This is a genomic window from Embleya scabrispora DSM 41855, from assembly GCF_000372745.1.
In the GTDB taxonomy this organism is placed as follows: Bacteria; Actinomycetota; Actinomycetes; order Streptomycetales; family Streptomycetaceae; genus Embleya; species Embleya scabrispora.
In genome coordinates this window covers 138664-164561 of record NZ_KB889574.1, presented here as the reverse complement: position 1 = coordinate 164561, position 25898 = coordinate 138664, and the positions used below count along the sequence as shown (strand labels likewise).

The 25898-nt window shown below is 70.0% G+C and carries 23 protein-coding genes and 1 pseudogene; 17 read left to right on the top strand and 7 right to left on the bottom strand.

The features are described from left to right. From nuoI to A3IC_RS72415, 12 genes are all read left to right on the top strand, one after another. Positions 1 to 585 carry an NADH-quinone oxidoreductase subunit NuoI gene (nuoI, locus tag A3IC_RS0106855; protein ID WP_020549319.1) on the top strand — a complete coding sequence of 195 codons (585 nt, stop codon included), beginning with the start codon at positions 1 to 3 and terminating at the stop codon, positions 583 to 585. Then, positions 582 to 1586 (top strand): NADH-quinone oxidoreductase subunit J, encoded by a 1005-nt coding sequence (locus A3IC_RS0106850; protein ID WP_020549318.1) that lies wholly within the window; start codon positions 582 to 584, stop codon positions 1584 to 1586. The genes nuoI and A3IC_RS0106850 overlap by 4 nt, the downstream gene beginning before the upstream one ends. Next, a complete protein-coding gene (gene nuoK, locus A3IC_RS0106845; protein ID WP_020549317.1) occupies positions 1583 to 1882 on the top strand; it encodes an NADH-quinone oxidoreductase subunit NuoK in 300 nt (99 codons plus the stop codon). The genes A3IC_RS0106850 and nuoK overlap by 4 nt, the downstream gene beginning before the upstream one ends. Before the next feature lie 106 nt (positions 1883 to 1988). Continuing rightward, positions 1989 to 3887 carry an NADH-quinone oxidoreductase subunit L gene (nuoL, locus tag A3IC_RS0106840; RefSeq protein WP_026217956.1) on the top strand — a complete coding sequence of 633 codons (1899 nt, stop codon included), beginning with the start codon at positions 1989 to 1991 and terminating at the stop codon, positions 3885 to 3887. A gap of 64 nt (positions 3888 to 3951) precedes the next feature. Continuing rightward, positions 3952 to 5589 carry an NADH-quinone oxidoreductase subunit M gene (locus tag A3IC_RS0106835; RefSeq protein ID WP_020549315.1) on the top strand — a complete coding sequence of 546 codons (1638 nt, stop codon included), beginning with the start codon at positions 3952 to 3954 and terminating at the stop codon, positions 5587 to 5589. Positions 5590 to 5591: 2 nt separating this feature from the next. Continuing rightward, positions 5592 to 7178, top strand: coding sequence for an NADH-quinone oxidoreductase subunit NuoN (gene nuoN / locus A3IC_RS0106830; protein ID WP_020549314.1), 1587 nt, complete (start codon positions 5592 to 5594; stop codon positions 7176 to 7178). A 43-nt stretch (positions 7179 to 7221) separates the two neighbouring features. Next, the gene (locus tag A3IC_RS0106825; protein ID WP_020549313.1) at positions 7222 to 8232 is read left to right on the top strand and encodes a polyprenyl synthetase family protein; all 1011 of its coding nucleotides are present in this window, start codon (positions 7222 to 7224) and stop codon (positions 8230 to 8232) included. Positions 8233 to 8479: 247 nt separating this feature from the next. Continuing rightward, entirely contained in the window at positions 8480 to 9559 is a 1080-nt protein-coding gene (locus tag A3IC_RS52905; RefSeq protein WP_020549312.1) for a LolA family protein, read from the top strand. After that, positions 9556 to 10509, top strand: coding sequence for an ABC transporter ATP-binding protein (locus A3IC_RS0106815; protein ID WP_020549311.1), 954 nt, complete (start codon positions 9556 to 9558; stop codon positions 10507 to 10509). Before A3IC_RS52905 ends, A3IC_RS0106815 begins: the two co-directional genes overlap by 4 nt. Next, entirely contained in the window at positions 10496 to 11422 is a 927-nt protein-coding gene (locus A3IC_RS0106810; RefSeq protein ID WP_020549310.1) for an ABC transporter permease, read from the top strand. Before A3IC_RS0106815 ends, A3IC_RS0106810 begins: the two co-directional genes overlap by 14 nt. Before the next feature lie 83 nt (positions 11423 to 11505). Beyond that, on the top strand, positions 11506 to 12993 hold the full coding sequence (locus tag A3IC_RS52900; RefSeq protein WP_158695834.1) for a S8 family peptidase: 1488 nt from the start codon (positions 11506 to 11508) through the stop codon (positions 12991 to 12993). Beyond that, entirely contained in the window at positions 12990 to 13124 is a 135-nt protein-coding gene (locus A3IC_RS72415; RefSeq protein WP_020549307.1) for a hypothetical protein, read from the top strand. The genes A3IC_RS52900 and A3IC_RS72415 overlap by 4 nt, the downstream gene beginning before the upstream one ends. Here the strand turns inward: A3IC_RS72415 and A3IC_RS0106795 are convergent. Next, on the bottom strand, positions 13111 to 13653 hold the full coding sequence (locus A3IC_RS0106795; RefSeq protein WP_245599166.1) for a DUF6058 family natural product biosynthesis protein: 543 nt from the start codon (positions 13651 to 13653) through the stop codon (positions 13111 to 13113). The two genes, A3IC_RS72415 and A3IC_RS0106795, sit on opposite strands and share 14 nt — an antisense overlap. A gap of 216 nt (positions 13654 to 13869) precedes the next feature. Here A3IC_RS0106795 and A3IC_RS0106790 point away from each other — a divergent pair, with 216 nt between their 5' ends. After that, complete coding sequence (locus A3IC_RS0106790) at positions 13870 to 14376, top strand: hypothetical protein (protein WP_020549305.1); 507 nt, start codon at positions 13870 to 13872, stop codon at positions 14374 to 14376. A 124-nt stretch (positions 14377 to 14500) separates the two neighbouring features. Beyond that, positions 14501 to 14974, top strand: a complete 474-nt coding sequence (locus A3IC_RS52890) for a GtrA domain-containing protein (protein ID WP_106668808.1) — start codon at positions 14501 to 14503, stop codon at positions 14972 to 14974. A gap of 111 nt (positions 14975 to 15085) precedes the next feature. Here A3IC_RS52890 and A3IC_RS0106780 read toward each other — a convergent pair whose 3' ends face one another. After that, a complete protein-coding gene (locus A3IC_RS0106780; RefSeq protein ID WP_020549303.1) occupies positions 15086 to 15427 on the bottom strand; it encodes a VOC family protein in 342 nt (113 codons plus the stop codon). A gap of 120 nt (positions 15428 to 15547) precedes the next feature. Between A3IC_RS0106780 and A3IC_RS0106775 the strand changes: the two genes are divergently transcribed. The 3 genes from A3IC_RS0106775 to zapE all read left to right on the top strand — a co-directional run bounded on the left by A3IC_RS0106775 (position 15548) and on the right by zapE (position 17766). Further along, the gene (locus A3IC_RS0106775; RefSeq protein WP_052173239.1) at positions 15548 to 16132 is read left to right on the top strand and encodes a Uma2 family endonuclease; all 585 of its coding nucleotides are present in this window, start codon (positions 15548 to 15550) and stop codon (positions 16130 to 16132) included. Positions 16133 to 16151: 19 nt separating this feature from the next. Beyond that, positions 16152 to 16421 (top strand): hypothetical protein, encoded by a 270-nt coding sequence (locus A3IC_RS0106770; RefSeq protein ID WP_020549301.1) that lies wholly within the window; start codon positions 16152 to 16154, stop codon positions 16419 to 16421. Positions 16422 to 16641: 220 nt separating this feature from the next. Then, the gene (zapE, locus tag A3IC_RS52885) at positions 16642 to 17766 is read left to right on the top strand and encodes a cell division protein ZapE (RefSeq protein ID WP_245599165.1); all 1125 of its coding nucleotides are present in this window, start codon (positions 16642 to 16644) and stop codon (positions 17764 to 17766) included. Between the two features lie 499 nt (positions 17767 to 18265). On the opposite strand, the pseudogene A3IC_RS52880 reads toward zapE, so the two are convergent. The 5 genes and pseudogenes from A3IC_RS52880 to A3IC_RS0106735 form a co-directional block, all read right to left on the bottom strand. Further along, positions 18266 to 20221 (bottom strand): annotated as a pseudogene (locus A3IC_RS52880) (APC family permease); the annotation flags it as partial. Between the two features lie 134 nt (positions 20222 to 20355). After that, positions 20356 to 21351 carry a 2-oxoacid:ferredoxin oxidoreductase subunit beta gene (locus A3IC_RS0106750; protein ID WP_245599175.1) on the bottom strand — a complete coding sequence of 332 codons (996 nt, stop codon included), beginning with the start codon at positions 21349 to 21351 and terminating at the stop codon, positions 20356 to 20358. Positions 21352 to 21418: 67 nt separating this feature from the next. Continuing rightward, entirely contained in the window at positions 21419 to 23281 is a 1863-nt protein-coding gene (locus A3IC_RS0106745) for a 2-oxoacid:acceptor oxidoreductase subunit alpha (RefSeq protein ID WP_020549296.1), read from the bottom strand. A 278-nt stretch (positions 23282 to 23559) separates the two neighbouring features. Further along, positions 23560 to 24204, bottom strand: coding sequence for a response regulator transcription factor (locus A3IC_RS0106740; protein ID WP_026217954.1), 645 nt, complete (start codon positions 24202 to 24204; stop codon positions 23560 to 23562). Positions 24205 to 24323: 119 nt separating this feature from the next. Next, complete coding sequence (locus A3IC_RS0106735) at positions 24324 to 25658, bottom strand: sensor histidine kinase (RefSeq protein ID WP_020549294.1); 1335 nt, start codon at positions 25656 to 25658, stop codon at positions 24324 to 24326. Positions 25659 to 25898 lie beyond the last annotated feature (240 nt).

The following is a 25898-nucleotide window of genomic DNA, read 5'->3' as shown; positions in this document are numbered from 1 at the left end:
GTGCCCAAGTTCCTCGGACCGGTCGCGGGGTTCGGTGTCACCTTCGCGACGATGTTCAAGAAGGCGAACACCGAGTACTACCCGTACGAGAAGAAGGTCACCGCACCGCGATTCCACGGCCGGCACCAGCTCAACCGCTACGCCGACGGCCTGGAGAAGTGCATCGGCTGCGAACTGTGCGCGTGGGCGTGTCCCGCCGACGCGATCTTCGTGGAGGGTGCCGACAACACCGACGAGGAACGCTTCTCGCCCGGTGAGCGGTACGGCCGCAACTACCAGATCAACTACCTGCGCTGCATCTTCTGCGGCCTGTGCATCGAGGCGTGCCCGACCCGGGCGCTGACCATGACCAACGAGTTCGAGCTCGCCGACACCAGCCGGGCGAGCCTGATCTTCACCAAGGAACAGCTGCTCGCGCCGCTGTACGAGGGCATGGTCCCGGCACCGCACGAGATGTACCCGGGCACCACCGACACCGACTACTACCTGGGCAAGGTCACCGCGGCCGCACCCGGCACGGTGACCCAGGGGCAGCCCCGCGACCCGGCCGAGGCGCACAAGCAGGGGACGGAGGCGGGCCGATGAGTCCCGGAATCGACTTCGCGGCCGAGGTCACCAAGACCTCCACCGGCGAGGCGCTGCAGTTCTGGGTGCTCGCGGCCGTCGCGCTGATCGGCGCCCTGGCCACCGTCTTCATGAAGAAGGCGGTGCACAGCGCGCTCGCGCTGGTCACCACGATGATGTGCCTGGCGATCTTCTACCTGGCCCAGGGCGCGGTGTTCCTGGGCATCGTGCAGATCGTGGTCTACACCGGCGCGATCATGATGTTGTTTCTGTTCGTGCTGATGCTGGTCGGCGTCTCCTCGGTGGACTCGCTCAAGGAGACGCTGAAGGGTCAGCGGATCGCCGCCGTCGGGCTGGGCCTGGGCTTCGGCATCCTGCTGGTGGCGGGCATCGCCAACGCGTCCATCACGCACTTCACCGCGCTGGCCACCAAGACGCCGGGCGGCCGGCCGGTGTATCCGGCCGAGACGAACGACGAGGCGCTGCGCGCGGCGTCCCAGGGCAACGTGCAGGGTCTGGCACACCAGATCTTCACCAAGTACATCTGGGCCTTCGAGATGACCAGCGCGCTGCTGATCACCGCGGCGGTCGGCGCGATGGTGCTCGCGCACCGCGAACGCCTGGTGCCGCGCAAGACCCAGCGCGAGTTGTCCGAGGAGCGGGTGCGCGAGAACAAGCAGGTCGCGCCGCTGCCCACGCCCGGGGTGTACGCCCGGCACAACGCCGTGGACGTGGCCGCGCTGCTGCCGGACGGCAGCGTCTCGCAGTTGTCGATCAACGGCACGCTGCGCGCGCGCGGTCAGATCCGCGACGTCAGCGCCGAGGCGGTGCACAGCGTCGCCGAGCTGGAGAGCGCGGGCGCGGACGCCGACGACGAGGCGTGGCCCGACGAGTCGGACGGCCCCTCCTCCGCACCGGTGCCCACCGCCCGGCAGGAACACGACGACGCCGACTCTTCGTCGGGCGGCGGCTCGGGCAACGAGGTTGCCGCCGGCGCAGGCTCCAAGGAGGGGCGCCCGTGAACCCGGTGAACTACCTGTACCTGTCCGCGCTGTTGTTCACCATCGGCGCGGCCGGGGTCCTGCTCCGGCGCAACGCGATCGTGGTGTTCATGTGCGTCGAACTGATGCTGAACGCGTGCAACCTCGCGTTCGTCACGTTCGGCCGCATGCACGACAACCTCGACGGCCAGATCATCGCGTTCTTCACGATGGTCGTCGCCGCGTGCGAGGTCGTGGTCGGACTGTCCATCATCATCGCCATCTTCCGCAGCCGCCGTTCGGCCTCGGTCGACGACGCCAGCCTCATGAAGTGGTAGGTCGGAACCGGTGATCGAAACCTCCTCCCTGGCCTCCGGCGTCGTGCTCGCCAACGAGGGCGGCGGCGGGCTGCACTCCGTCGCGGCAAGTGGCGCGTACTCGGCGTTGTGGCTGGTCGTGGGCCTGCCGCTGCTCGGTGCGCTGCTGCTGCTCGTCGGTGGCAAGCGCACCAACGCCTTCGGCCACATCCTCGGCACCGCGATGGCCCTCGGGTCGTTCGCGGTCGGCGTGCTGATGTTCGTGACCATGCTCGGCAAGGACGACGCGGACCGCTCGGTCGACCAGCACCTGTGGACCTGGGCGCCGGTCAATGAGTTCCAGGCCGACATCGGCCTGCACCTCGACCAGTTGTCCGTGGTGTTCGTCCTGCTGATCACCGGTGTGGGCTCGCTGATCCACATCTACTCGATCGGCTACATGGCGCACGACGAGAACCGTCGGCGCTTCTTCGGCTACCTGAACCTGTTCGTCGCCGCGATGCTGCTGCTGGTGCTGGCGAACAACTACCTTCTGCTGTACGCCGGTTGGGAGGGCGTGGGTCTTGCCTCCTACCTGCTGATCGGTTTTTGGCAGCACAAGCCCAGTGCCGCGACCGCCGCCAAGAAGGCGTTCATCATGAACCGCGTCGGCGACTTCGGTCTGGCCGTGGCGGTCTTCCTGATGTTCACCACGTTCGGCAGCTTCGACTTCGCCGACGTGCTCGGTGGCAGTGCGAGCGCGAGCGACGGCACGATGACCGCGATCGGCCTGATGTTGCTGCTCGCCGCGTGCGGCAAGTCGGCGCAGTTCCCGCTCCAGGCGTGGCTCGGCGACGCGATGGAGGGTCCGACCCCGGTCTCCGCGCTGATCCACGCGGCGACCATGGTCACCGCCGGCGTGTACCTGATCACCCGGTCCGCGGAGATCTTCAACGCCTCGCCGGACGCGCAACTCGCGGTCACCGTCGTGGGCGCGATCACCGTGCTGTTCGGGGCGATCGTGGGTTGCGCCAAGGACGACATCAAGAAGGCGCTGGCCGCCTCCACGATGAGCCAGATCGGCTACATGATCCTGGCCGCGGGCCTGGGTCCGATCGGCTACGTGTTCGCGATCATGCACCTGGTCACGCACGGCTTCTTCAAGGCCGGGCTGTTCCTGGGCGCGGGCTCGGTCATGCACGGCATGAACGACGAGGTCGACATGCGCCGCTACGGCGGGCTGCGCAAGTACATGCCGATCACCTTCGTCACCTTCGGCCTGGGCTACCTGTCGATCATCGGCTTCCCGCTGCTGTCCGGGTTCTTCTCCAAGGACAAGATCATCGAGGCGGCGTTCGCCAAGGGCGGCACCTCGGGGTGGATCCTGGGTGCGGTCACCCTGCTGGCGGCCGGTCTGACCGCGTTCTACATGACGCGCGTGATGCTGATGACCTTCTTCGGCAAGGAACGCTGGAAGGAGGCACCGGCGGGCGCCCCGGCCGACTGGCACGAGCCGCACCCGCACGAGTCGCCGACCTCGATGACCGGGCCGATGATCCTGCTCGCGTTCGGATCGGTGTTCGCGGGTGGGCTGTTCGTGCTCAACGAGTCGTTTGTCAAATGGCTGACGCCCGTCACCGGCTTCTCGCACGGCGACCTGCCGATGAGCGAGTGGGCGGTCACCGGCATGGCGCTCTCGATGGTCGCGCTCGGCTCGGCGGTGGCCTACGTGCAGTACGCCCGTCGGGATGTGCCCGCGGTGGCGCCGGCCGCGAGCCTGGTCACCGTCGCGGCGCGGCGGGACCTGTACCAGGACGCGGTCAACGAGGGCCTGGTGATGCGACCCGGCCAGTACCTGACCCGCCTGCTCGTGTGGTTCGACAACCGCGGCGTGGACGGATTCGTGGGCGGACTCGCGGCGTTCATCGGCGGCACCTCGGCGCGCGTGCGCAAGGTGCAGACCGGGTTCGTGCGTTCGTACGCGCTGTCCATGTTCGGCGGCACGCTGCTGGTCGTGGCCTGCACGCTGATGGCTCGGATGGCCTGAACATGACCATCCGGACACGACCCCAGATCGCCCACCCCGTAGGCGCCTTGGCGGAGGGACTTCGATGAACGGCCACTTTCCCTGGCTGACGACGCTCGCGGCGCTGCCGTTCGTCGGCGGGCTGTGCGTCGCCGCCGTTCCGGCCGGCAAGCGCAAGCTCGCCAAGAACGTGGCGCTGCTGTTCAGCCTGCTGACCCTCGCCGTCGCGATCGTGGTGGCGGCCAAGTTCGACAATGACGGCGGCCGCTTCCAGGTCACCGAAAGCTACAGCTGGATCTCCTCGTTCGGGGTGCGCTGGTCGCTGGGCGTGGACGGGATCGGCCTGGTGCTGATCCTGCTCACCGCGGTGCTGATGCCGCTGCTGATCCTGGCCTCGTGGCACGACGCGGACGACGCCCCGGTGGGCGCCGACGGCGCGGCCGGCACCGGCAAGGCCGCGCCGCGCAGCACGCACGCGTTCTTCGCGCTGATGTTGCTGGTCGAGGCCATGGTCGTGGTGTCCTTCGCGGCCACCGACGTGTTCATGTTCTACGTCTTCTTCGAAGCCATGCTGATCCCGATGTACTTCCTGATCGGCGGCTACGGCGGCCCGCAACGGTCGTACGCGGCAGTGAAGTTCCTGCTCTACAACCTGCTCGGCGGTCTGGTCATGCTGGCCGCCGTGGTCGGGCTGTACGTGGCCACCGCCAACCAGGGCATCGGGATCGACGGGAACGGCACCTTCGACTTCGTGAAGATCTCGCAGGCCGTGGCCACCGGGCAGCTGGACATCGACCCGACCGCGGAGAAGGCGCTGTTCCTGGGCTTCATGTTCGCGTTCGCGGTCAAGGCCCCGCTGTGGCCGTTCCACACCTGGCTGCCGGACACCATGACCGAGGCCACGCCCGGCATCGCGGTCCTGGTCACCGCGATGGTGGACAAGGTCGGCACGTTCGCGATGTTGCGGTTCTGCCTGGAGATCTTCCCGAACGCCTCGAAGTTCTTCGCCCCCGCGGTGATCACGCTCGCGGTGATCGGGATCATCTACGGCGCGCTGCTGGCGATCGGCCAGACCGACATCAAGCGGCTGATCGCGTACACGTCCATCTCGCACTTCGGCTTCATCATCCTGGGCATCTTCGTGATGACCAGTCAGGGCCAGTCGGGCGCGACGCTGTACATGGTCAACCACGGCTTCTCCACCGCAGCCCTGCTGCTGATCGCGGGCTTCTTGATCACCCGCCGCGGCAGCAAGACGATCGCCGACTTCGGCGGCGTGCAAAAGGTCGCCCCCATTCTCGCGGGTACGTTCCTGGTGGCCGGACTCGCGACCCTCTCGATGCCGGGACTCGCCCCGTTCGTGAGCGAATTCCTGGTGTTGGTGGGCGCGTTCACGAAGTACAAGGTGGCCGCGATCTTCGCCACCACCGGCATCGTGCTCGCCGCCCTGTACGTGCTGATGCTGTACCAACGCACGATGACCGGCCCGCTGCGGCCGGGCAATGAGAAGCTCCGCGACCTGGTGCCGCGCGAACTGGCGGTCGTGGTACCGCTGATCGCGTTCCTGCTCGTGCTCGGCGTCTATCCCAAGCCGGTGCTCGACGCGGTCAACCCGGTCGTGGACCACACGCTCAGCCGGGTGGAGCAGAAGGACCCGGCGCCCACCAAGCCCATCGAACAGGCCGCGGGCACCGAGGCGCACACCACTGGAGGCTCCAAGTGAGCATGAGCACCGCCGCAACGGCAACGCTCGCCGTGACGAAGGTGGACGCGCCCACCATCGAGTACGGCAAGCTCTCGCCGATCCTGATCATCGCGGGCGTCGCGGTGGTGGGCGTGCTGATCGAGGCGTTCCTGCCTCGGCCGGCCCGCTACCGCGCGCAGCTCACGGTGGCCCTGGTCGGCATGATCGCCGCGTTCGGCGCGGTCGTCTGGCTCGCTCGGGACCTGCCGGACGACCACCGGGGCAGCGTCACCGCGATGGGCGCGGTCGCCGTGGACGGCCCGTCGCTGTTCCTGCAGGGCACGCTGCTGCTGATCGGCATCGCCTCGGTGCTGCTGATCGGCGAGCGCAGGCTGGAACCGGCCGGCGGCGACGCGTTCGCCCCGCAGGCCGCGGCGGCGCCGGGCAGCCAGCAGGAGAAGGACGCGGCGGCGGCGGGCTGGACGCAGACCGAGGTCTACCCGCTGACCATGTTCTCGCTGGTGGGCATGCTGCTCTTTCCGGCGGCGAACGACCTGCTGATGATGTTCGTCGCGCTGGAGATCCTGTCCCTGCCGCTCTACCTGCTGTGCGGGCTGGCCCGGCGCCACCGGCTGCTCTCCCAGGAGGCGGCGCTCAAGTACTTCCTGCTCGGCGCGTTCTCCTCGGCGTTCTTCCTGTTCGGCGTGGCCATGCTGTACGGCTACTCGGGCAGTGTCTCGCTGGACAAGATCGGGGTCGCCTCGGCCGGTGCGATGGACAACGACGCGCTGCTGCTGATCGGGCTCGCGATGGTGGCCGTCGGCCTGCTGTTCAAGGTCGGCGCGGTGCCGTTCCACTCCTGGACACCGGACGTGTACCAGGGTGCGCCGACCCCGATCACCGGCTTCATGGCGGCGGCCACCAAGGTCGCCGCGTTCGGCGCGATGATGCGCTTCTTCTACGTCGCGCTGCCGGGCATGCGCTGGGACTGGCGGCCGGTGATGATCGGCGTCGCGATCGTGACCATGGTCGCCGGCGCGATCATCGCGATCACCCAGACGGACGTGAAGCGACTGCTCGCCTACTCCTCGATCGCCCACGCGGGTTTCATCCTGACCGGAATGATCGCGATGAGCGACGCGGGCGTGTCGTCCACGATGTTCTACCTTGTGGCCTATGGGTTCGTCACTCTGGGTGCGTTCGCGGTGGTCACATTGGTACGCGACGCCCGCGGCGAGGCGACCCACCTGTCCCACTGGGCGGGTCTGGGCAGGCGTTCCCCGCTGGTCGCAGGAGTGTTCGCGCTGTTCCTGCTCGCCTTCGCCGGCATTCCGCTGACCAGCGGTTTCTCCGGAAAGTTCGCGGTCTTCCAGGCAGCGGCGCGAGGCGGTGCGGGCAGCCTGGTGGTGGTCGGTGTGCTGTGCAGCGCGGTCGCCGCGTTCTTCTACGTGCGGGTGATCGTGTTGATGTTCTTCTCGGAGCCCAAGGTCGACGGTCCGACGGTCGTCGTACCGAGCGTGATGACCACCGCTGCCATCGCGCTCGGGGTAGCCGTTACCGTGGTCCTTGGCATCCTCCCGCAGCCGGTACTGGACCTCGCGGACAAGGCAGCCCTGTTCGTCCATTAAGCAAGACGCAGAGACTCTGCGTGATCGACAGGAGAGAACCGTCATGGCGATCGTGGGGCCCTTCGGGCTGAGCGTCACGGACGAGACTCTCGACGCCGATATCAGGGCGGGGATGGCCGCCGTGGAGCAGGAGCTCCTGGCGGCCACCAAGAGCGAGTTCCCCTATCTGACGCAGACCTCGCGGCATCTGGTCGAGGCGGGCGGCAAGCGGTTCCGGCCTCTGCTGGTGCTGCTCGCCGCCCAATTCGGCGACTGGCAGGCACCGGGCGTGGTGCCGGCGGCGGTGGTGTGCGAACTGACCCACCTGGCCACGCTGTACCACGACGACGTGATGGACGAGGCGCTGCTGCGGCGCGGCGCACCCAGTGCCAACTCCCGGTGGGACAACTCGGTTGCGATCCTGACCGGCGACTTCCTGTTCGCCCGGGCCTCGGAGATCGTCGCCGACCTGGGCAACGAGGCGGTGCGGATCCAGGCGCGGGCGTTCGCCCGGCTGGTGACCGGCCAGATCCGCGAGACGGTCGGACCGGGCCCGGGCGACGACCCGGTCGAGCACTACCTGTCGGTGATGGCGGACAAGACCGGCTCGCTGATCGCGGCATCCGGCCAGTTCGGCGCGATGTTCGCGGGTGCGGACGAGCACGTGGTGGACATCCTGACCCGGTACGGCGAACGGTTCGGCGTCGCCTTCCAACTGGCCGACGACGTACTCGACATCGCCAGCGAGGCGACCGAGTCCGGCAAGACCCCGGGCACCGACCTGCGCGAGGGCGTACCGACGCTGCCGGTACTGCACCTGCGGGCCGGCGTGAGCGGTTCGTCGCCGGCGGCCGACCGACACCTGCTCGCCCTGCTCGACGGGCCGATCACGGACGACGACGAGCACGCGGAGGCGCTCGGGCTGCTGCGCGCGCACCCGGCGCTCGCGAAGGCCCGTGAGGACACCCGACGCTATGCCGCAGCCGCTCGGGAGGTTCTGGCGCCGCTGCCGGAGTGCAGTGCGAAGCAGGCTTTGGCCTCGTTGTGCGAACTGGTCGTGGAGCGTAGCGCGTAGTTTTTGGTGCCGGCCCGCCCACCCGTGACGTCATGTGGGCGGGCTGCGGTCTACCGCGGGAGTGCTCGACGGCTGCTCCCCCGGGAGTAGCGCGTGAGATGCCGAGTCACCATCAAGTCCCGTGTTCGCACGTCGCGCACGTCCTGAGGCGGACGTTTTCCCGTGACGTACGGCCGACGCCGAGTGCCCGGTCGCGATGATCCCCTTGTGGTGTCGCATTCGACACCCGAATCAGGGGGCAATCTCCATGACTCGCACCACCCGCCGATCCGTTCCGTGGCGCTTCGCGGTGCCGGCCGCGATCGCGGCCGCGACCGTCGGTGCCGTGACGTTCGGCCCGAGCGCGTTCGCCGACGACTCGCATCCGGGCCTACCGGAACAGACCGCCGAGCAACTCGTCGCCAAGGTCGCCGCCGCCCGGGCCGACGCGCTCACCGGCACCGTCCGCATCGACACCGACCTGGGCCTGCCCGCCCTGCCCGGCAAGGCCGGCGGCAACGGCCCGCAGGCACTGCTGTCCGGCACCAACAAGCTCCAGGTGGCCCTGGACGGCCCGGACCGGCAGCGCATCGGCATCATGTCCGATCTGGCCGAATACAACGTCATCCACAACGGCCGCGACGTGTGGACCTACGACAGCCGCGCGCACGCGGTGACGCACGGCACGTTCGACCACGGCCGCTCCGATGTCGCGTCGCTGGTGCCGACCACGCCGCAGGACGCGGCCCGGCAACTGCTCGACCTGGTCGGCCCGACCACCGACGTCCGGGTCGACGGGACCGGTCGGGTCGCCGGGCACGACGTGTACAAACTGCGCTTCGCGCCCAAGGCCCAGGGCAGCCTGATCGCCGCCGCGACGGTGTTCGTGGACGCGAAGACCGGGGTGCCGCTGCGGGTGACCGTGGACACCGTCAAGGGCGGCAAGCCCGCGATCGACATCGGCTTCGAGAACGTCTCGTACGACAAGCCGGCGGCCGGCACCTTCGACTTCAAGCCGCCGGCCGGGGCCCGGGTCGAGGAGGCGACGCCGAACGAGGCGCGGCCCGAGGCACCCGGCACGCCGGGTACGCCGGGCACACCCGCGGCGCCGACCGGGGAGCGGGCCGAACCGGGCCTGCTCGGCGAGGGTTGGGCGACCGTGGTCGAGCTGCCCGCCGGCGGCGAGGCCAAGGACGCCACCGGGCTGTTGGGCAAGCTGGGCAAGCCGGTTCCGGGCGGGACGCTGATCAACACGCGCCTGCTGAACGTGCTCGGCACCGACTCGGGCCGGATCTTCGTCGGCGCGGTCGACGCGGACACGCTCCAGCGGATCGCGGCACAGCGATGACCGCGTCCACGGCGGTCGGGACCGCCGCGATCCGTACCGAGGGGCTGTCCAAGCGCTACGGCCGGGACCGGCTCGCCGTGGACGGCCTCGACCTGATCGTGCCGGCCGGTTCCGTCTTCGGGTTCCTCGGGCCCAACGGTTCCGGCAAGACCACGACCATCCGGATGCTGCTCGGCCTGATCCGGCCGACCGGCGGTTCGGTCACCCTGCTCGACGGCCCCATGCCCGGGGCCGTCGGGCGGGTGCTGCCCAGGGTCGGCGCGCTGATCGAAGGCCCGGCCCACTACGGCTTCCTGACGGGTCGGCAGAACCTGGACCGGCTGGACGCCGCCGATCCCACCTCGGACCCGCGAACCCGCGACGCCCGGGTGGACGAGGCGCTGGCCAAGGTCGGCCTGACGGCGGTGGCCGGTCGCAAGGCGCGGGCCTACTCGCTGGGCATGAAGCAGCGGCTGGGCATCGCATCCGCGCTGCTGCGCCCGCGTGACCTGCTGGTGCTCGACGAGCCGACCAACGGCCTCGACCCGCAGGGGATGCGCGAGATCCGGACGCTGATCCGCGAGTTGGCCGCAGACGGCACCACGGTGTTCCTGTCCTCGCACCTGCTGGACGAGATCGAGCAGGTGTGCACGGATGTCGCGGTGATGAGCCACGGCAGGCTGATCACGCAGGGCACGGTGGAATCGCTGCGCGCCGGCACCCGGGCCCGGCTGGTCGTCACGACTCCCGACGCGGAGGCGGCGGTCGTGGTGCTGGGCAGGCTCGGCGCGAGCGACATCGTCACCACCCGCGACGGCGTCGAGGCCGACCCGGCGCCGCTGGAGCCCGACGAGGTCTGCGCGGCGCTGGTCCGCGCCGATGTCCGCGTCCGCTCGTTCACCCTCGCGCGACCGTCCCTGGAGGACGCGTTCGTCGCCCTGACCGGAGAAGGCTTCGATGTCACCGACTGACGCACTGCCCAAGACGGGTGTCCTGTCGCCCGCGTTCCGGTACTCGGCGGACAAGGAGGCGTTCGGGTCCGAACGTCCGCCGCGGTTGCGCGGGTTGACGCGCAGCGAGTTGCGGTTGGTCTTCCTGCGCCCGCGCACCGCCGCGATGCTGGGCTTCCTGGCCTTCGTACCGGTCATGCTCGGGGTCGCACTGCGCTACTTCCACGACGGCGGCTCCTCGGGCGGGGGTGGTGGCGGGGGGTCGATGGACTTCGTGAACCAGGTCACCGGCAACGGGCTGTTCCTGGTCTTCGCGTCGCTGGCCGCCGCGCTGCCGTTCTTCCTGCCGATGACGGTCGGCGTGGTGGCGGGCGACTCGATCGCGGGCGAGGCGCACGCCGGGACGCTGCGCTATCTGCTGGTCGCGCCGGCCGGTCGGACCCGGTTGTTGCTGGTCAAGTTCGCCGGTGTGCTGGCGTTCTGCCTGGCCGCGACGCTCACGGTGGCGGTGTCCGCGCTGGTGGTGGGCGCCGCGCTGTTCCCGATGGGCGATGTGCCGTTGTTGACCGGCGACACGATCTCGATGGGCGAGGCGTCCTGGCGGGCGTTGTTGATCGCGCTGTGTGTGGCGGCCTCGCTGGTGGGCCTGGCGGCGATCGGGTTGTTCGTCTCGACACTGACCACGGTGCCGGTGGCGGCGATGGCCACCACGGTCGGCGTGGTCATCGTGACCGCGATCCTGACCGGTATCCCGCAACTGTCGGCGATCCACCCGTGGTTGTTCACCGACGGCTGGATGAGCTTCGGCGACCTGCTGCGGAGTCCGATCCCGACCGACGAGATCATCCGCAACCTCGGTGTCCAGACGGCCTACACGGCCATCTTCGGCGCGGCGGCCTGGGCTCGGATGACCGAACGCGACATCACCACGTGAGCGGAGCCGGGCCGGTCGCGGGCGGCGACTCGTCCGAGTGAATGTCCGGTTGGCTCGGGTGTCTCGTGTGTACGTACGCCCACATGAGGATGCGTGCGGCGATCGCGATGGTGTCGGCGGCCGCGGCCACGCTGTTCGGGTCGACGCCCGCGGCGGCGGGATCGGCCGACGCCGCTCCGGCGAAGACCTATTCGTATCTGGTGTTGACCCCCTCGGCCGGGACGGCGCAGACGATGCTCGCCGAGTCGGCGGTGCGGCGGGCCGGGGGTGTGGTGGTGTACGCGTACGGGCGGGTCGGCGTGGTGGTGGCGCACGGTGGGCCGGGGTTCGCGGCGGCGGTGCGCGGGCGGCCCGGGGTGGCACGGGTGGGGGCCACGCGCACGGTGCCGCTGCGGGTGCGGGCGACCGGGCGGCCGGCGGCTCGGGTCGGCGGGGCCGTTTCGGATCCGGCCGAGGCGGCGCAGTGGAATCTGGCGATGGTGCACGCGTACGAGGCGCAGCGGATCACCGAGGGCAGTGCGGACGTGGTGGTCGCGGTGGCCGATTCGGGTGTGGACGATCGGCATCCCGACCTGGCGCCGAACTTCGATGCCGCGTTGTCCGTGGACTGCTCGACGGGCCGGCCGATCCAAGCGGGCGCGGCGTGGCGGGCGGCGCGCTCGGATCACGGTACGCACGTGGCCGGCACCATCGCCGCGGCGCGCGACGGGCGCGGCGTGGTGGGGGTGGCGCCCGGGGTGCGGATCGCGGCGCTGCGGATCGGTGACGAGGACGCGTTGTTCCACGGCGAGGCGAGCGTATGCGGGTTCGTCTGGCTGGCCGAGCACGCGCACCGGGGCCTGCGGATCGCCAACCACAGCTACTACAACGACCCGTGGTGGCTGCTGTGTCCGGACGACGAGGACCAGGCGGTGATTCACGAGGCGGTGCGCCGGGCGGCGGCGTACGCGGCGGCGCGGGGCGTGTTGTCGATCGCGGCGGCGGGCAACGACGCCTACGACCTCGCGCACAAGACGGTGGATCCGCACAGCCCGAACGACGCCGTCACCGGGCGCCCGGCGCGACCGCGGCCGGTGACAAACGCGTGCCGCGAGCTGCCCGCCGAACTCCCGGGCGTGGTCACGGTCGCCGCGGTCGGCGCGAACGCACGGCGGGCGAGCTATTCGAACACGGGCCTGGGCGTGGTGGATCTGGCCGGGCCGGGCGGCGACGTCGCGGCGGGTGGCGAGGGCGTGTTGTCCACGTCGGGCGACGGCGGCTGGGCGCGGAAGCAGGGCACGTCGATGGCGGCGCCGGCGGTGACCGGGGTGGCGGCGTTGATCGCCTCCCTGCATCCGACCTGGGGGCCGGACGCGATCACGGCCCGGTTGTACGCGACGGCGAGCAGACCGGCGTGCGCGGCACCGTGCACCGCGGCGGGCGACATCGACTCGTTCCACGGCCACGGCCTGGTCGACGCGTCGCGCGCGGTGCAGCCGGCGAACCGACCCCGCGCGCCCACCGACCGCCGGTCGGCGCGCGGTCCCGAGCCGTCGAGGGCGATCCGATCACGGGCAACACCGAAGAGGTGAACACCTACGGGTGCGGTCTGTGGGTGCAGTCGGCCCCGCTCGGCACGGGCACGCGCACACTCGCCGTCCGCGGCTCCTCGGGCACCTCGACGACCGTCGTCGACTACACCCTGGTCGTCACCGCGCGCTGATCGGTGGTCGGTGGGCGCGCGGGGCGGTGATGTGTGTGTCGCGTGAGACGGGGCCGCCGAAGCGGAGTCGGTCGTAGGCGGTGAAGTCCGGCTCCAAGGCGTCGAGCTCGTCGACCAGGGCATGCAGTGCGGCGGCCTGCGCGGGGGAGCCCGAGTCGGCCGCGGCCAGCGCGGCGTCGATCGCGGCGACCAGTTCGCCCTTGCGGCGAATGGTGGTCGGGGACACCGTGCGCAGGCAGACGTACCGGCCGCTGAGATAGGCGTCCCACTCCTGTTCGCCCTCGTGCTCATCGGACCAGTGCCCAACGAACCAGGCCCGCAGCCGATCCGGGCCGCCGGCCGCGTCGGCGAGGGCGAACAGGTCGGCGGGCACCATCTGGGCACCGTCCGCGCGCAGATAGGCGGGCAGCGGCAACAGCCCAGCCAGCATCAGCTCGCGCACCTCGTCCGGATCACGCCCGACCTCGGTGCACAGCGCGTGCAACTCGACGAACTGCCGACTCACGTACGCGTCGTCCGCCGGCGTCATCGCATGGTCCCCGTTGACCTCCCGAAACCGCCCGGCCACGGCCCGCGCAGCCGCCGAATCCCCATCGCCTCGCCCCATCGCGACCCACCTCTCACTCCGCCCCCGACCCGTCGCCGAAAGCCCCACGTCGTGTGCCGTGGACGCTAGCCTCGCGACCCTTCGCCGTTCACCGAAGGGTTTGCGTGCCGGCCGGCGCCGACCTGTCACAGTGGTGAGATGGGGGCTTTCACGCGCGGTTACGGGTATGTCGGACCGGCGGACATCCGGGCCGAGGTCGTGCGGGCCGCTACCGAGGGCCGACCGATCCGCTCGGCGGCCGAGTTCGCGGCCTGGGTCGAGGCGCAGGTGCACGACGAACCCTTTACTTATGTGGTGGGACTGGACGGGGTGTTGCGGCTCGCGCCGCGGCGCAGTGAGCACGTGGCCTGCGCGGGTGGCGAGCGCCTGCTCGCCGCGGGCGAGATCGCGTTCGGGATCGAGGACGGAGTGTGGGCGGCGGTCGAGGTCGGCAACCAGTCGACCGGCTACTGCCCGGAGCCGCGCTCGTGGCCGGCGGTCGTCGCGGCACTCGCCCGGATCGGGGTGGCGCGTCCCGAGGGCTTCACCCACGAGTTCGTCTTCCGTCGGTGCCCGGATTGTGGTGAGCGCAACGTGGTCAAGGAGGCCGACTTCGTGTGCGCGTGTTGTGCGGCGGAGCTGCCGGCCGACTGGAACTTCGGGTGAATGCCCAGGTCACAGGCATGCGCTGACAGTCCGGGCAGGGTCGGGGGCGGCGCTGACAGCAAGCTGTGTGGGTGGTCAGCGGTCTGTGCGGGGGCTGCCGGCGGTGCGGCGGATGCTCTTGGACATGGACACCACGAGCACCACCACCGCCAAGGCCCCCGGAGTGATCGGCTCCTTCGTCCGCTTCGTCGTCTTCGGCGGCGGTGTCGGCCTCGCGAGCAGCGCGACGCTGGTCCTGCTGTCCGGCCACGTGCCGTTCGCCGCCGCCAACGCGCTGGTGACCGTCGGCTCGACGCTGATCGCGACCGAGTTGCACAGCCGGTTCACCTTCGGCCAGGACAAGCCCGGCAAGAGCGACCACGTCAAGGCGGCGCTGACGGTGCTGGTCTGCTACCTCTTCACCACGGCCGCGATGCTGACCCTGCGGGCGATCGACCCGAACGCGGGCGTCCTGGTCGAACAGGCGGTCTACCTCTCGGCCTCCGGCCTGGCCGGCATCGGCCGGTTCGCCTTCATGCGGCTGGTGATCTTCGCGAAGAAGGGCCCGAAGAGCGCGCCGTGTGTGCTCGCCCGCGAAGCGGTCGTGACGGCGGCCTGACCGGCCCGGCGACAGCCGCGACGACCGACGGGTCGGCTCGCGGGGAACGGCGACAGTGTCCCGCCGACTCCCCGTTCGAGCCGACCCGTCGTCGCGTCAGGTGACGAAGCGTCAGGTGACGAAGCAGAACTCGTTGCCCTCCGGATCGACCATCACCCGGAACGACCCCTGCTCGTCGGTGATCACGGGTCCGCGCGCACTCGCCCCGAGGGAGATCGCCAGCGCCACCGCCGCGTCCAGGTCGGCCACCCGCAGGTCCAGGTGCAGCCGATTCTTCCCGGCCCTGTCCTCGGGCACCGGCTGGAACGCCATCCGCGCCGAGCCGGGCGGTTCGACGTGCGACCAACCCCGCTCCCGATCCACCGGCTCCCCACCCAACACCCCGGCCCAGAACCGAACCAACGACCCCGGCTCCCGAGCGTCCACGACGATCTGATGCAGCTCCACACGCATACGCGAGACCCTAGGGCGTGCCGCTGCCCGATCGGGTGAACCGGATTGTGAGGGGTACTGCGGGTCGGGAGGCGAAACTAGGCTGAAGGTGTTGTCTCGGGGAGGGGAGGAGCGGGTGTGATGTCCGTCGAAGCCGTGTACACACATGATGTGGAAACCGACGACGATGCGATGCCGGATCCGTTGCAGGTGTTCTTCGCCCTGTCCGAGCGACTTCACGACTTTCGCGTGGAGTTCATCGACCGGGAGACCAGCGTGACACCACCGCCGGATGGCGATCACGAGACGTTCATTTGGCGCTTGGTCAGACAACTGGCGCGCTTCGACGTGGACGAGCGTTTCGATGCGGCGATGAACAAGGGGCTGGCGACCCCGACAGGCGCTCGCGTCATTCCGGACATCACCGTGACCCTGTCCGGCGCGATGCGAGACGCCGAGCCCTGGATGCCATCCGCCGACGTGCTCATGGTGGTCGAGGTGACGTCGACCGCCCCGGGGCGGGATCGGTTCACCAAACGGCAGGTCTACGCCGAGGCCGCGATTTCGCTCTACCTCCTGATCGACCGCTCCGAAGCCAAGGTCACGCTGTTCACCGATCCGGAGAAGGGCAGCTATACCGGCCGTGTCGAGGTCGGTTTCGGTAAGCGGCTGACGATGCCGGATCCGTTCGGGTTCGTGCTGGACACCGCCGCGATCGTCGACTGAACCGTGGGGAGGTGATCCCGTGTCGGATGTTTCGGACGAGGGCCTCAGCCCGCTCGCGCGGCGAGTGCTCGCGTGCATGTTGGCGGTGCCGGAGGGGATCAAGTTCACCGGCAAGGACGTGGCCGACGTAATGCCCGAAGGGCCTTATCGGGTGCAGAAGGCGTTGCGTGAGCTCGGTGCCACGGGGCATCGGACCGTGCGCCGGTTGAAACGGCCGAACGGCCAGTTCTATGTCGAGGTCGAGTACCACGCGATACCCGTCCGGGCCGACGACTCGTCGCTGGACTAGCCGCCCTCGATGCGGGTCGCGCTGCTTCTGGTTGTCCTGTTCGCCTCGCGCCCCCGAACTCGCGCCGACTCACCCTGATTTCGTCGCCGTCCCGAGCCCGAGCCCGAGCCCGAGCCCGATCGCGATGCCGAGCCCGAGACCGACGCCACTCGCGGCTCCGCTCCGACCCGACCCGACCGCCGTCGCGGTCCGCGAACAGCCGCTCACTAGGATCTCGATCATGGGGCGAGCGACGGTCGAAACAATGCGAGGCCACTTCCACGAAGCCGCGAACACACGCGGCTTCGTGCTCGATCCGGCGCAGGAAGAGGCCGCCGATCGGCTCGCCGAACTCGGCGCCGCGCTGAGCCGGGGTCGCGGGCACGGCCTGTTCCACCGCCGGCCGGCGGCGGGGCTCTACCTGTGGGGCCCGGTCGGCCGGGGCAAGACCTGGCTGCTCGACGCGTTCTTCGCGGCCGTACCACTGCCCGCCGAGCGGCGCACCAGGGTGCACTTCCACGCCTTCTTCCGGCGCCTGCACGAGGCGGTCAACCGGCACCGCGACGACCACGGCCACGAGCACAGCGCCGTCGACGCGGCCGTGTCCGAACTGGTCGGCGACGTCGACCTGTTGTGCTTCGACGAATTCCACGTGCACGATCCGGGCGATGCGATGCTGGTCACCCGGCTGCTGCGGGAGTTGCACGCACGCGGCGTCGTGCTGGTCTGCACGTCCAACTATCCGCCCGGCGGACTGCTGCCCAACCCGCTCTACCACCACCTGTTCGAGCCGACGATCCGCGAGATCGAGGAGCGGATGACCGTGGTCACCGTGGCCGGCCCGCAGGACTATCGGACTCTGCCCCGGGCCGAGACGCCGGCCACCGAGTTCGGCCGAGGCGCGGTGTTGTGGCCCGGCGATTCCGAGCAACTGCGCGGACAGGGCCTGGTTCCACCCACCCCCGACGAGGCGGTCACGCTGCGGGTGAACCACCGCGACCTGGCGGTCGAGGCGGCCCGGCCGGGCGAACTGTGGGGCGGATTCGCCGCGCTGTGCGAGGGCCGGACCTCGCCGCTCGACTACCTCGTGCTCGCCGAGACGTACCCGACCTGGGTGCTCGGCGCGCTGCCCGCGCTGAAGACCGCGAGCGCCGAGGCTCGGCAGCGCTTCGTGAACCTGATCGACGTCTGCTGCGACGCCGACGTGCGGCTCTTCCTGTGCAGCGACCACGCCTTGGCCGAACTCCTCGCCGGCGACGACCTGCCGACCGACATCACCCGCACCGCCAGCCGACTGGGCCTGCTCCGCCGGGTGGGCCGGTCCGACGACCCCGAAAGCACGTCACAGCCGTCGAGCACGCCCTGATCGCCCTCGGCCATCCGGTCGTCCCCGGGCGATCACAGCAGCGCACCTCAAGCGACACAAGCAACACGAGCGACACAAGCGACACAAGCGACACAAGCGACACAAGCGACCACAGCCGCCCTCACTCGTCCTCCGGGAGCAAGTCATAGCTCGGATCGGACATCGCCAAGTGTCCCTCGGCCTCGCCCACCACACCCTTGACCCGCATTCGGCGGCCCGGTTCCACGCCGGCGAGCTGTCGGCGGCCGTGGAAGAGCAGCAGGAGACCGCCGGTGCGGTCGTACAGCTCGACCTCCAGGGCCGGCCGAGCGGTCTCCGGTGACGGGGACACCGAACGGACCCGGCCGACCACCTCGGCTCGTTGCCGCCACTTGAGCTCGGCCACCGAGGCGGCCTCGGCTGCCTGGGTGACCGGCCCCGGTTCCGCGTCCATCGCCGGCAACAACCGGGGCACACACCTGGCCCCGGTCGGCTCGTCGGACACGGGCGGTCGATGCGCCATCGCCGCGGCCACGTCGAACGGCACGACGGTGGCGATCGCGTGCGGGACCCGGGTCAGCGCGGACGCGATCGAGTCGGTGGTGCGGCCGTGCAACAGCCGGCCGATCACCGGCGGGTAGGTGTGCCGAGGCAGCAGCAGGGTGATCCCGGACGCGCCGTCCGCCACCTCTCGCGCGGCCAGTTCCATGACCGCCCGGGCGAGCCGCCGGTCCGGGCACTCGATCAGCTCCAGCGGGATGTCGGCCGCCCGGCTCGCCTCCCAGCGCTTGCGCAGCACCTTGGCCTGCCGACTGTCCAGCACGAAGTGCGCCGCGCGCAGATCGTCGGCCCGCAGGGCACGCGCGTAGCGCACCGCCTGGAGCACCGCGACGTCGAGCGAGTCGACCAGCACCACCACCACCGACCGGTCCCGCAGGCCGAAGTCCGCCGTGGCCGGCGCCGCCGCGAGCGCCGCCGCCTCCTCCCGGTAGCGCCGGTTGACCCCGATCAGCGCCCACACGCCCAGCGGGAAGAGCACCACCACCAGCCACGCGCCCTCGGTGAACTTGGTGATCGCGAAGATCAGCACCACCACCCCGGAGACCACCGCCGCGAGCGCGTTGACCACGAACCCGGCCCGCCAGGCGCCGACGCGGTGTGTCCAGTGATGCTTCGCCAGTCCCGCGCCCGCCATCATGAACCCGGTGAACACGCCGATCGCGTACAGCGCGACCAGCGAGTCCACACTCGCCTGGGTCACCAGCAACAGCGCGACGGCGGGCACCGCGAGCAGGATGATCCCGTTCGAAAAGGCCAGCCGGTGCCCGCGCCTGCGCAGCATCTTGGGCAGGAACGCGTCCTCGGCGACGAAGTCGGCCAGGAACGGGAATCCGTTGAACGGCGTGTTCGCGCCGGTGTACAGGATCAGCGCGGTGGCCAGCTGTACGAAGATCAGCCCGGCCCGACCGAAAACGCCCCCGCCGAGCACCAGGTGCGCCTCCTGCGCGATCACCGTGGGATCGCCGTCCACGTAGGGGATCGCGTGCGTGGCGCGCGCGAGCAGCGAGATGCCCAGCACCAGCACCGCGAGCACCAGGGACATCGCCACCAGCGTCTCGCGCGCGTTGCGGCCCTGCGGTTCGCGGAAGGTGGACACACTGTTGGAGAGCGCCTCCAGGCCGGTCAACGAGGACCCGCCGTTGGCGAAGGCGCGCAGCACCACGAACAGTGATGCCCCGTAGAGCAGTCCGCCGCCCGACTCGCCCAGTTGCACCGCGCCGGCCACATGCACGTCCGCCTGGGGCAGTGAGCCGTCGCTCGCCCAGCGCACCAGCGCGACCGCGAAGACCACCGCCATCGCGCCGATGAACAGGTACGCCGGCAGCGCGAACGCCCGGCCGGCCTCCTTGACCCCGCGCAGGTTGCCGTAGAACAGCACCGCGACCACACCGACGCAGATCTCCGGCTTCCAGCCGCTGATGTCGGTACCCCACACCAGGTGCAGCAGCGAGGCGATGGCGTCGGTGCCGGCCGCCGTCTGCACCGCGACGGTGACCACGTAGTCGATCAGCAGCGCGACCGAGGCGATCTGCGCGACGCGCGGCCCGAAGTTGTCGCGGGCCACGATGTACGAGCCGCCGGCCTTGGTGTACAGGCCGACCACGTCCCAGTAGGACAGCGTCAGCAACAGCAGCACCGCGAGGATCGCGTAGGTGACCGGCAGCAGCAGGGTGAAGGCGGCGACGCCGATGTAGGGCACCAGCGCGCGCAACATCTGCTCGGTGCCGTACGCCGAGGACGAGATGCAGTCCGAGGCCAGGACCCCGAGCGCGGTCGGGTTGGACAACTTCTCGCCGCGCAGTCGCGAGCTGACCAGGGGCGGACCGAGCAGTCGTTTCTTGATGCGGTATCCGACCGTCTCGGGAATCCGGACATCCACGCTGAGCGGAGCGGGCGGGCCGAGGGGTGACTGCATGACCCCTCGCCTGCCCGTGCGTCATCCCGCACATGCCCACGCTCGGCCGAACAGGGGCGGGCGCCCGAGCGGGGCCCGACGAAGGATCCGTCGGGCCCCGCTCGGTGTGGATGTGTCCGGACGTCGGGGTCCCGCTAGTCGATCGTCCAGGTGTCGTTGCCCCGGATCAGCGAGGACAGGTCGCCGGCGCCGGCACTGCTCGCCGCCTCGGCCATCTGGGCCGACATCAACCGGTCGTAGACCGGGCGCTCGATGTCGCGGAAGACGCCGATGGGGGTGTGCGTGTTGCTGGTCAGGTCGCCCAGCCGGGTCAGCGCGAAGGCCAACTCCGGGTTGTCCGCGTGTGCGTCGTGCACCAGCAGCGCGTCCTCGCCGACCTGTGCGACCTCGGCCACGTCCAGCGAACCGCGCGCGCCGCGGATGACGCCGAACTGGCCCTGCGCGCCGAACCGGATCGGCTGCCCGTGCTCCAGCCGGATGGTCACGTCGTCCCGCCGCTCGGGGTCCTTGAGCTGCTCGAACGCGCCGTCGTTGAAGATGTTGCAGTTCTGGTAGATCTCCACCAGCGCGGTGCCCTCGTGGGCCGCCGCCGCGCGCAGCACCGAGGTCAGGTGCTTGCGGTCGGAGTCGATCGACCGGGCCACGAACGACGCCTCGGCGCCGATGGCCACCGACAGCGGGTTGAACGGGTGGTCGAGNGAGCCCNNCGGGGTGGACTTGGTGATCTTGCCGGTCTCGGAGGTCGGCGAGTACTGACCCTTGGTCAGACCGTAGATCCGGTTGTTGAACAGCAGGATCTTCAGGTTGACGTTGCGCCGCAGGGCGTGGATCAGGTGGTTGCCACCGATCGAGAGCGCGTCGCCGTCACCGGTGACCACCCATACCGACAGGTCCTCGCGCGAGGTGGCCAGACCGGTGGCGATGGCCGGCGCGCGCCCGTGGATCGAGTGCATGCCGTACGTGTTCATGTAGTACGGGAAGCGGCTGGAGCAGCCGATGCCCGAGACCCACACGATGTTCTCCTTGCGGAGACCGAGCTCGGGCATGAAGCCCTGCACCGCCGCCAGGATCGCGTAGTCCCCGCAACCCGGGCACCAGCGCACCTCCTGGTCCGACTTGAAGTCCTTCATGGACTGCTTGCCGTCGGCCTTCGGGATCAGCGACAGCGAAGGGAAGCCGCCGGCGCCGTTCGCAGACTCAGACACTCTCGATCACTTCCTGGATCACGTGAGCCAGTTCCTCGGACTTGAACGGCAGACCGCGAACTTGGTTGTACGACATGGCGTCCACGAGGAACTTCCCGCGCAGGAGCAGGGCGAGCTGTCCCAGGTTCATCTCCGGGACGATCACCTTGTCGTACGACTTGAGCACCTCGGCCGTGTTGGCCGGGAACGGGTTGAGGTGGCGCAGATGGGCCTGCGCGACCTTGCCGCCCGCGGCGCGTACCCGGCGGACACCGGCGGCGATCGGACCGTAGGTGGAGCCCCACCCGATCACGAGCACCTTGGCGTCACCGGTCGCGTCGTCGACCCACAGCGGCTCGATGTCGTTGGCGATGCCGTCCACCTTGGCCTGCCTGGTGCGCACCATCAGGTCGTGGTTGGCCGGGTCGTAGGAGATCGAACCGATCCCGTCGGCCTTCTCGATCCCGCCGATGCGGTGTTCCAGACCCGGCGTGCCGGGGACCGCCCACGGGCGGGCCAGCGTCTCGGGGTCGCGCTTGTACGGCCAGAACTCCTTGGTCCCGTCCGGCATCTCCTGGTTCGGCTCGGTCGCGAACTCGACCCGCAGGTCCGGCAGTTCGGACGTCTCCGGGAGCCGCCAGGGCTCCGAGCCGTTGGCCAGGTAGCCGTCGGACAGCAGGAAGACCGGGGTGCGGTACTTCAGCGCGATCCGGGCCGCCTCGATGGTGGCCGCGAAGCAGTCGGACGGGGTCTGCGGGGCCACGATCGGCACCGGCGCCTCGCCGTTGCGGCCGAACATGGCCTGGAGCAGGTCGGACTGCTCGGTCTTGGTCGGCAGACCGGTCGAGGGTCCGCCGCGCTGCACGTCGATGATCAGCAGGGGCAGTTCCAGGGAGACCGCGAGGCCGATCGTCTCGGACTTGAGTGCGACGCCCGGACCGGAGGTGGTGGTCACGCCGAGCGCGCCGCCGAAGGAGGCGCCGAGCGCGGCACCGATGCCCGCGATCTCGTCCTCGGCCTGGAACGTGCGCACGCCGAAGTTCTTGTGCTTGGCCAGCTCGTGCAGGATGTCCGAGGCCGGGGTGATCGGGTACGAACCGAGGTAGACCGGCAGCTCGGACAGTTGCCCGGCGGCCACCAGGCCGTAGGACAGCGCGAGGTTGCCGGTGATGTTGCGGTACGTACCGGCCGGCAGCTTGGCCGGGGCCACCTCGTAGGAGACCGCGAAGTCGTCGGTGGTCTCGCCGAAGTTCCAACCCGCCTTGAACGCCGCCACGTTCGCCTCGGCGATCACCGGCAGCTTGGCGAACTTCCGGCGCAGGAACGCGATGGTCGCCTCGGTCGGCCGGTGGTACAGCCAGGACAGCAGCCCCAGCGCGAACATGTTCTTCGCCCGCTCGGCGTCCTTCTTGGAGATCTCGAACTCGGACAGCGAGCCGACCGTCAACGTGGTCAGCGGGATCGCGTGCACGTTGTAGGCGTCCAGCGAGCCGTCCTCGAGCGGACTGTTCGCGTAGCCGACCTTGGCCATCGCCCGCTTGGAGAACTCGTCGGTGTTGACGATGATCTCGGCCCCGCGCGGCAGGTCGCGGATATTGGCCTTGAGCGCCGCCGGGTTCATCGCGACCAGGACGGTCGGGGCATCGCCCGGCGTCAGGATGTCGTGGTCGGCGAAGTGGAGCTGGAAACTCGACACACCCGGCAGGGTGCCCGCGGGTGCCCGAATCTCGGCGGGGAAGTTGGGAAGGGTCGACAGATCGTTTCCGAACGTCGCCGTCTCGGACGTGAAACGGTCGCCCGTCAGCTGCATTCCGTCTCCGGAATCGCCGGCGAACCGGATCACTACCCGGTCGAGCTGCTTGACCTGCTTGGTCACGGGGAAGGACCTCCTCGGCGCTGCGGCGGTTGGTCCGCGCACCGCGCGGATGTCGCAGTTTTCATCGTACGGCGGTACAGATGGGGGCCGTGGCGCCCCCCGGAGCGGGCGAGGATCCGCCCTGCGCGCGACGTGAGCGGCGTCACGCTCCGGACATGGCCCGCAGGGGGGCACATATCCACCTATATCCGAGCAAACCAAGAGCCCGCCCCGATGTGGGGCGGCGGCTCCGATCGACCGGATGATTGCATGGGTCCAGTAATTCGATCCCTACGATGTCAGGATCCGAGATACGCGAGTACCGCGAGGACGCGTCTGTGATCGGTGTCACTGGGCGCGAGACCAAGCTTGCCGAAGATGTTGCTGACGTGCTTCTCCACCGCGCCGTCCGACACCACCAGAGCCTGCGCGACCGCCGCGTTCGTGCGTCCCTCGGCCATCAGACCGAGCACTTCGCGCTCGCGCGGTGTGAGCTTTTCCACCACGTCGCGCTTGCGGGAGCGGCCGAGCAGCTGGGAGACCACCTCGGGGTCGAGCGCGGTGCCGCCGCCGGCGACCCGCTCGACCGCCGCGACGAAGTCGCCGACGTCGGCGACCCGGTCCTTGAGCAGATAGCCCACGCCGCTGGTGTTGCCCGCGAGCAGTTCCGTCGCGTACTGCTCCTCGACGTACTGTGACAGGACGAGCACGCCCACCTCGGGCAGGGTCGCCCGCATCCGCACCGCGGCCCTGATGCCCTCGTCGGTGTGCGTGGGCGGCATGCGCACATCCACGACGCAGACGTCGGGGCGCAGTCGCCCCGCGACGGCGACCAGTTGCTCGGCGTCCCCGACCTCGCCCACGACCTCGTGGCCGCGAGCGGTCAGCAGGCGGGACAAACCGTCTCTGAGTAGTACGGAATCCTCAGCGATGACGACGCGCACAGCGTTCACATCCCCCAAATCCGATAGCCGCACCCGGAGAGCGGGTGCGGCTACAGTCTTCCGGATTCGAGTCGATGCGGCGTACCGCGGGCGGGTGCGATCTCAGGATCGGCGGATCATCACAGCGGCAGCCACACGGTGACCCTGGTGGGCCCGCCCTCGGGACTGTCCACGGTGAGCGTGCCGTCCACCCCGCGCACCCGCTCGATCAGGCCGGCCAGGCCGGACCCCTTGCCCGTGGCGGCGCCGCCCGCGCCGTCGTCGGCGACGATCAGATACATCCGGCCGTCCTGGTGCCCCACCGTCACCCACGCGTGCGAGGCGCGCGCGTGCTTGGAGACGTTGGTCAGCAGCTCGGACGCGCAGAAGTAGGCGACCGACTCGATCGGGGCGGGCGGACGATCGGGCAGGTCCACCTCGACCCGGACCGGGACCGTGCAGCGGGCCGCGATCGAGGACAGCGCCGCGTCCAGACCCCGGTCGGTGAGCACCGCCGGGTGGATGCCGCGGGCCAGGTCGCGCAACTCCTGGAGGGCGAGCTTGACCTCGTCGTGCGCGGAGGAGACCATCCGCGCGGTCTCGGTGTCCTGACTCGTGCTCAGGTTCTCCTTCGCCATGCCCAGGTCCATCGCCAGCGCCACCAGCCGGGCCTGCGCACCGTCGTGCAGGTCGCGCTCGATCCGGCGCAGGTCGGACGCGGCGGTGTCCACGGCGGCCCCCCGGGACACGGTCAGGTCGCGCACCTGCTCGGACAGGAACGCCGGACCGAGCAGGCCGCGCACCATCACCCGATCCACGTTGGCCATCCCGCGGACCAGCCACGGGGTCGCGAAGAACAACACCACTCCCGCCGCCACGGTCAGCGACACCGGGCCCGGCCCGGCCAGGTAGTGGTCGGTGCCCGGCTCGTGCGGCCCGTCGCCCCGGAGCATCGCGCCCGGCATGTCGGCCCGGCGGTACAGCGACTGGGTGAGCGGATAGGTGATCGCGCTCAGCGAGGTCGCCCACAGTGCCGTTGTGACGGCGAAGGTGAAGACCCCCCAGGGCAGCTGCAGGAAGAGATAGAGACTGGCCCGCCACCCGGTCCGGTCGGTCAGGCCGGACCGGATCCACCCGGTGGGCCCGGGCCGGTGCCGAAGCGGCGCCGGCGCACGCACGTGCTCGTCCAGCAGCGCGCTCGCCCGGGCCCGTTCCATCCGGCCGAACAGCCTGCTGCCCATCAGGGTCAGCGCCAACAGCGGCAATCCCAGCAGGAACAGCGGGGTCAGGCCGACGCCGAGGGCAATGAACAGCACCGCGTAGGTGAAACCGATGATGCCGATGGGCAGATTGAGCACCAGATGGATCGTGTCGGTCCACGTGCGCACCGTGAACGGCGCGCGCAGGATGCCCGGCCGCGCTCGGGCCGGGGCATCACCTGTGGACCCGTCGTAGGCAGTCGCGGGTGAGGGCATGGACATGGAGTTGCCTCGCTGGGAGAGAAGCCGATCCGTTGGGTCAACTCTGCCCGGTGCTCCGGGCGGCTCCCATGGCGCGGGTAGGTGTCTTGGGGGTGGGGTTGTCCCTACCACCTTCGGCTCGGGAGCGGTATCGCCGATCCGGCCGGTCGGTCGCACTGGACACTGGGGACAGGTCCGGCGCAACCCCCCTAGACTCCCGTGCCACAAACGTACGCAACGACCACGCAACGTTCG